Raw genomic sequence first — 6809 nt, forward strand, 5'->3', positions numbered from 1 at the left:
GTGATATCTATAACCTGCCTGATTCAGTGCCGAATTAACCATCACAAATGCAGCTTCCAAATAAAAAAAGCCCCGCTCCTTAAGTACGGAGGAGCGGAAGCTTTGTTTCACTTGATATTATTGTTCAGTCTCTACTTCTTTTTCCAGCGAAGGTGCAGCCGGAACATCTACTGTCGTAACTACAAGTTCACCATTCACCTCGTCAATTTTGAGGGAATCGCCTTTCTTGATGTTGCCCTTCAGCAGTTCTTCGGAGAGACGGTCTTCAATATGCTTCTGAATCGCACGGCGGAGCGGACGTGCACCAAATGCCGGGTCATAGCCCTCTTTGGCCAGGAAGGCTTTACCGCCCTCAGTAAGCTCAAAGTCCACGTCGTACTCACGCAGCCGCTTGCGCAGCTCGTCGGACATGAGTGTTACGATTTCGGCAATATGTTTTTCCTCCAGGGAATGGAAGACGATGATCTCGTCAATCCGGTTCAGGAACTCAGGACGGAAGCTCTTCTTCAGCTCTTCCATAACCTTGCCCTTCATGTTGCTGTAATCTGCTCCGGCATCCTGTACAGCGGTAAAGCCGAGTGTCGAATTCTTCTTGATCGCCTGTGCCCCTACGTTCGAAGTCAGGATAATCAATGTGTTGCGGAAATCGACTACGCGTCCTTTGGAATCGGTCAGACGGCCGTCTTCCAGCACCTGCAGCAGAATGTTGAATACTTCAGGGTGAGCCTTCTCGATTTCATCCAGCAATACTACGGAATAAGGCTTACGGCGTACCTTCTCAGTCAGCTGTCCGCCTTCTTCATATCCTACATATCCCGGAGGCGCCCCTACGAGACGGGACGTGGAGTGCTTCTCCATGTACTCCGACATATCGATGCGGATTACCGCGTTCTCATCGCCGAACATCGCCTCAGCAAGTGCACGGGCAAGCTCGGTTTTACCTACACCAGTTGGTCCAAGGAAGATAAAGGAGCCCATCGGACGCTTAGGATCCTTAAGACCTGCACGTGCCCGGCGCAGCGCCCGGCTGACAGCCTTCACAGCCTCATCCTGGCCGATTACGCGTTCGTGCAGCAGAGCCTCCATGTTGAGCAGCCGGTCTGTCTCCTCTTCCTTCAGCTTGCTGACCGGAATACCGGTCCAGCTGGCAACCACCTGAGCGATATCCTCCGGCGTAACCTGGGAATCGGTGCGACCCTGCTTTTCTTTCCATTGGTTCTTGGTTGTATCGAGCTCCTCACGGATTTTCTGCTCGGTATCCCGTAGTGCAGCTGCCTTCTCAAACTCCTGGCTCTGTACAGCAGAATCTTTCTCCTTGCGGATATCATCAAGGCGCATTTCCAGTTCCTTCAGATTCGGCGGAATCGTGTAAGAGTTGAGCCTTACCTTAGAGCCTGCCTCATCAATCAGGTCAATCGCTTTGTCCGGCAGGAACCGGTCTGGAATGTAACGGTCGGACAGCTTCACAGCTTCCACGATCGCTTCATCCGTAATCTTTACCCGGTGATGGGCTTCATAACGGTCACGCAATCCGTAAAGGATCTGTACTGCTTCCTCCGGAGAAGGCTGATCCACCGTAATCGGCTGGAAGCGGCGCTCCAGGGCTGCGTCTTTTTCAATATATTTGCGGTATTCATCCAGGGTAGTGGCACCAATGCACTGTAGCTCGCCACGGGCAAGAGCTGGTTTCAGGATGTTGGAGGCGTCAATCGCACCTTCCGCACCACCTGCACCGATCAGGGTGTGCAGCTCATCGATGAAGAGCACAATGTTGCCGGCCTGACGAATTTCATCCATGATTTTTTTCAGACGGTCTTCAAACTCACCGCGGTATTTGGTTCCGGCTACGACAGATCCCATATCGAGGGTCATAACACGTTTATCACGCAGCGTTTCCGGGATTTCATTGTTAATAATTTTTTGAGCCAGTCCTTCAGCTATCGCTGTTTTACCAACCCCAGGTTCACCGATCAGCACCGGATTGTTCTTGGTCCGGCGGCTCAGTACCTGGATTACACGTTCGATTTCTTTGCTGCGGCCGATAACCGGATCAAGGTTGCCGTCCTTAGCATAAGCCGTCAAATCGCGGGCCAGACCATCCAGCGTTGGCGTGCTGACATTAGCAGGCGTACCGCTGTGGCTTGAGGTTGCCTCACTGCTGCCCAGAAGCTGCAGTACTTGCTGGCGGGCTTTGTTGAGGCTGATACCGAGGTTGTTAAGCACGCGGGCTGCTACGCCCTCGCCTTCACGGATCAATCCGAGCAGGATATGCTCTGTTCCGACGTAAGTATGGCCCAGTTTACGGGCTTCATCCATCGAAAGCTCAATTACTTTTTTTGCACGTGGAGTATACGCGATGTTGGTAGGCTGCTCTTGTCCTCTGCCGATCAGCGTCTCCACTTCGTCCTGAATTTTCTCCAGACCCAGTCCCAAGCCGATTAGTGCTTTGGCAGCAATGCCGTCTCCCTCACGAATCAGTCCGAGCAAAATATGTTCTGTACCGATGTTGTTATGTCCCAAACGGACAGCTTCTTCCTGCGCCAGCGCCAGCACTTTTTGTGCGCGTTCCGTAAATCTTCCAAACATCATATCTCATGCACCTCCACGGATAATAAATATCTATAATTAATGTTGTGATCCCAATGTCTCCCGGAGCAGCTTCGCCCGGTACATATCGCGTTCGGTGGCCGAAAGCTCGTCTCCGAACAACTTTTGCAGAAAACCTGGCTGTGTCTTGACGTTCAGCTCATTCAGCACTGAAATCGAAGGCCCTTCCAGAATGCCTAGATCCACTCCAAGACGTAAATCTGAGAGGCGCTGCGCCGACTCCTTAAGCTCCATCACAGCGGCATAAGCCATGATCCCATACGAGCGTTTGATCCGGTCGGTAATCCGCAGTGCCGAATCTGTCAGCAGGCGTTCCCGGGCGTTTCGTTCATGCTCAATAATCTGGGTAACCACACTGTGAAGATTCTCAATGATTTCATTTTCCGTCTGACCCAGTGTAATCTGATTGGAAATCTGAAAGATGTTCCCTACTGCTTCGCTGCCCTCACCATAAATTCCTCTTACGGTCAGCCCCACCTGGTTCACTGCGGATAAAATCCGGTTAATCTGATGGGTCATCACGAGGGCCGGTAAATGCAGCATGACAGAAGCCCGGAGGCCGGTGCCTACATTGGTGGGGCAACTGGTTAAATACCCTCTTCTATCATCAAAAGCGTAATTGACGGAAGCTTCAAAAATATCATCAATCGCCGTTGCCCTATTCCAAGCCTCTTTCACCTGCAGGCCCGGGAATAAACACTGGATGCGGAGATGATCTTCTTCATTGATCATAATGCTGACCGATTCATCCTCGTTCAGGATAACTGCTCCGCCCCGGGAATCATTGGCCAGGTTGGGACTGATCAGATGCTTCTCCACCAGTACCTTTTTGTCCAGCTCAGTAAGCTCATCCAGCCTTAGCAGTTCAAAGGTGCCAAAACTTTCTGTAGCCTCCCCCTGAAATACAGGAGCGAGCTGTTCCAATGCTTCCTCCGCCTGTTCGGCTGAAGCCAGCAGCGGAAACGGCAGATGCTCCAGATTGCGGGCGATACGCATACGGCTGCTGATTACAATCTCAGAATGGCTGCCGCCGCAGCGCATCCAGTCACTAAGTGCTTGTTCGGTAAACCGGAGACTTGACATGTCGTATCCCCCCTATATATGAAAGACTTTACTCTTGTGCCATTTCTTTTTCAAGTTTGCGTATTCTATCCCTCAGCTCGGCTGCGGTTTCGAACTCTTCATGCATGATGCTTTCCTGCAGCTCGTGCTTCAGCTCATCGATTTGCCGTTTACACATAATCTGTGCACCGGCCCGCTTCGGCAGCTTCCCTACATGCGCGGTACTGCCATGAACCCTCCTAAAGAGCGGATCCAGCGTGCTGTCAAAATATTTATAACAGGAGCTGCAGCCGAAACGTCCAAGCTTGCTGAACTGGGAATACGTCATGCCACAATTCTCGCAATGCAGGCCCTGGACATTCTTGGTTGCTGCTGACTTCTCCTTGCCGGCCCCTTCAAGATCAAGCAGGCCGGACAGCAGGCTGTGAATCGAGAAACCTCCCGCTGTTCCGGGAATCAGTTCCCCTTTCTCACGTGCACAGCTTTCACAAATATGAAATTCCGTCTTCTCTCCACTCACAATTTTCGTGAAATGTAGGGTTGCCGGTTTGACGCCGCATTCCTGGCAAAGCATAAGCGGAGTCCCTCCCTTATGATGACAATTATTTGCCCAACAAAGAGATTAGCATGGCCTTCATAATCTTGGCACGAATCTCATCCCGGTACGGCAGATGAACCGTCAGGCATTCCCGGGAAACAGCGGCGCGCATGAGGCACGCTTCACGCTTGCTTAGAAACCGGGCTTCCTCAAGCTGATAAATCAGCCCTTCGGCGGAATTCTGATCAATATCATTTCCTATTGTAGATTTGAGATGAGCGTACAGCGCCACATTCTGGGGCAGCTCAAAACGCTGAATCCGGATATAACCTCCGCCGCCGCGCTTACTCTCCACCACATAGCCCTTTTCCAAAGTAAAGCGTGTACTGATAACATAATTGATCTGTGACGGCACGCATGAGAACTGGTCCGCCAGATCATTGCGCTGGATTTCCACCGTACCTTCGGGACTTTCATGCAAAATATTCTTCAGATATTGTTCGATAATATCAGAGATATTACGCATCACTCATCCTCCAGTGTTTAATGCTGTATTGTACGTCCTGCTGTGAATCCGTCCGGAGTGATCTCTAATGAACTTAACCCAAGAGCGAAAGCACGAATCCATACTGACAAGCCGCAAAAGAATACAAACTGCGTTCAATCATGCACCCGACAATTAAGCAGCTCAACCATCGACTCCGGTAACTTCAATTAATAAAGCTAAAAGAAGGCTTCCGCGGATTCGTTGACTTTGACTTTCTTTGACTTTTTTCATATTATAACACATTCTCACTGAATTCCAAGTGGTTACTCTTATTTTTTACTTATTCCCACCATTGTATTCGGACATCCCCTGGTACATCCAGTATTTTTATATGTAAAATAAAGCTCTACCCGCTTCGATCATAAGGTAGAGCTTGGCAGCAATCAGAAAAAGTCAAACAAAGCTGTCTTCGCCTGCGGCGTTATCTCCTCCAGCCACTTCACGGCTTCCGCACTTCCGGATATCTTTCCGTACCGGGCCAGCTCTTGGGGACGCTTATATCCCATTAACAGCACCGTCAGCGTGCCAATACTGCAGCTCAGGTCAGCTTGCATGTCTGTTGAGTCTGAGCGTGTAAGCGAACCTGAACCCTGATTGTTCACTGTCCACTCCCATACCCCCTCGTTCCATGGGGCCTGCTCATCTTGAATGTATACGGTATACTTCCCGTTTTCTGTTAAATTATTGAAAGTGAATGATTCTATAAAAGCCTGAGCATTTACGATCCGTGCCATGAAATAGGGATAATTCTCCTGCGGGATTCGCGGATCCGGCAGCAAATACGGCAGGATATCATCGGATGGTACCAGCTTCAGTTCAGCACCGGTGACCATTGAATCGTGGTTAGCCAGAAAAGTCCATAGTCCCCGGCGCGCCTTCTCATTCAAAAAGACAAACTCATCGATAACCAGTTGATTATTCTCCAGTTTATACAGCAGATACCCTTCCGCTTCACCCTGCTCTGAAAAAAACACACTGTGATGTGTATCCTTGTCCAGCACATTATCCTGCCACCATTCCTTGGTTCGCATCAATGTTCCATTGTATTGGGCAGCGAACTGATTATACAACTGGTCCAATACTTCCAGATTGGCGCTATCCCGCCGGACGACGCCCTCTATGTCCGTTTTTAAAGGGAATTTAGCTACGGGAATCGTGTATTTCTTATACTCGCAGTATACCTCCCAACCGAACTTGCGGTAAAAGGGAATCAGAAACGGATGCAGCATCGATAACGTCTGGCCGTTCTCATTCATTACTTGCAGAGTATGCTTCAAAAGCTTAGCAACATAGCCTTGTCTGCGATTCTCCGGCCAAGTCGCTACACCGGCAATGCCACCCATGGAGACTGTTTTACCCTGTATGTAGGCCTGTAGAGGAAGCAAAGTCAGCTGTGCGTTTAATGTTCCATCCTCAAAAATCCCCCACACTCTCTCCGGTTTAAACTTCTGTTCTTGCTTTACCCGGTCTTCACCAGATACCTTGTACTTAAATGCATACTCGGACAGGGTAAGACTTGGCTCGAATTCATCTACATGCAGCTGTCTTATTTCCACTCGGCTCACCTCATCAACATGAATTTGGTACTTAATGTGAGTATATCAAGTCAAGAATTAGTATGCGAATCTGGAGGAGAAATAAAAGAATTCAAATGAGTTATCCACAACTTAAACACAGCAACACGAAAAGCCGGAAAGAATTCTTCCCGGCCCCAAATACTTATCCACTGTTTTGCAAACGCTATCCACAAAATCCACTTATTATCCACAAAATCGGTGTATTACTTGGAGTTTTGCTTGACGAATCCACAATAATATGTCCATCATCCACATAAATAAAGAATTGCTTGCTGCAAAAAAATGTATCCACATGTGCGTAATTTTTCAGGAACTCCTGAAAATTATCCACAAGTTTTCCACAGCCCTGCACAAAGCAAAAAAGCCATTGTCGATGAATCAACAATGGCTTCATGTGCTTGGCGGCGTCCTACTCTCCCAGGACCCTTCGGTCCAAGTACCATCGGCGCTGGAAGGCTTAACGGTCGTGTTCGGGATG

Annotated in this window: 6 protein-coding genes and 1 rRNA gene; all 7 read right to left on the bottom strand. The window is 49.4% G+C overall.

The genetic code is table 11. The features are described from left to right. Window positions 1-117 precede the first annotated feature (117 nt). Window positions 118-2589, bottom strand: a complete 2472-nt coding sequence (gene clpC, locus L6H70_RS27700) for an ATP-dependent protease ATP-binding subunit ClpC (protein WP_236337418.1) — start codon at window positions 2587-2589, stop codon at window positions 118-120. A gap of 36 nt (window positions 2590-2625) precedes the next feature. Continuing rightward, window positions 2626-3690, bottom strand: coding sequence for a protein-arginine kinase McsB (gene mcsB / locus L6H70_RS27705; RefSeq protein WP_054943946.1), 1065 nt, complete (start codon window positions 3688-3690; stop codon window positions 2626-2628). Window positions 3691-3718: 28 nt separating this feature from the next. After that, complete coding sequence (mcsA, locus tag L6H70_RS27710; RefSeq protein WP_206102180.1) at window positions 3719-4243, bottom strand: protein-arginine kinase activator protein McsA; 525 nt, start codon at window positions 4241-4243, stop codon at window positions 3719-3721. Between the two features lie 28 nt (window positions 4244-4271). After that, window positions 4272-4733: a CtsR family transcriptional regulator gene (locus L6H70_RS27715; RefSeq protein ID WP_054943944.1), complete on the bottom strand. Its 462-nt coding sequence runs from the start codon at window positions 4731-4733 to the stop codon at window positions 4272-4274. Between the two features lie 404 nt (window positions 4734-5137). After that, window positions 5138-6310 (bottom strand): GNAT family N-acetyltransferase, encoded by a 1173-nt coding sequence (locus L6H70_RS27720; RefSeq protein WP_236337419.1) that lies wholly within the window; start codon window positions 6308-6310, stop codon window positions 5138-5140. Window positions 6311-6494: 184 nt separating this feature from the next. Beyond that, complete coding sequence (locus L6H70_RS27725) at window positions 6495-6725, bottom strand: hypothetical protein (RefSeq protein ID WP_236337420.1); 231 nt, start codon at window positions 6723-6725, stop codon at window positions 6495-6497. 2 nt (window positions 6726-6727) lie between these two features. Then, a 5S ribosomal RNA gene (rrf, locus tag L6H70_RS27730) occupies window positions 6728-6809 on the bottom strand; the annotation flags it as partial.

The sequence above is a fragment of the Paenibacillus auburnensis genome (assembly GCF_927798115.1).
Taxonomy (GTDB): Bacteria; Bacillota; Bacilli; order Paenibacillales; family Paenibacillaceae; genus Paenibacillus_AQ; species Paenibacillus_AQ auburnensis.

What these genes read in the sequence shown, in the direction of transcription:
- clpC (WP_236337418.1), bottom strand. Translation starts at nt 2,589, where the DNA reads ATGATGTTTGGAAGATTTACGGAACGCGCACAAAAAGTGCTGGCGCTG.
- mcsB (WP_054943946.1), bottom strand. Translation starts at nt 3,690, where the DNA reads ATGTCAAGTCTCCGGTTTACCGAACAAGCACTTAGTGACTGGATGCGC.
- mcsA (WP_206102180.1), bottom strand. Translation starts at nt 4,243, where the DNA reads ATGCTTTGCCAGGAATGCGGCGTCAAACCGGCAACCCTACATTTCACG.
- L6H70_RS27715 (WP_054943944.1), bottom strand. Translation starts at nt 4,733, where the DNA reads ATGCGTAATATCTCTGATATTATCGAACAATATCTGAAGAATATTTTG.
- L6H70_RS27725 (WP_236337420.1), bottom strand. Translation starts at nt 6,725, where the DNA reads ATGAAGCCATTGTTGATTCATCGACAATGGCTTTTTTGCTTTGTGCAG.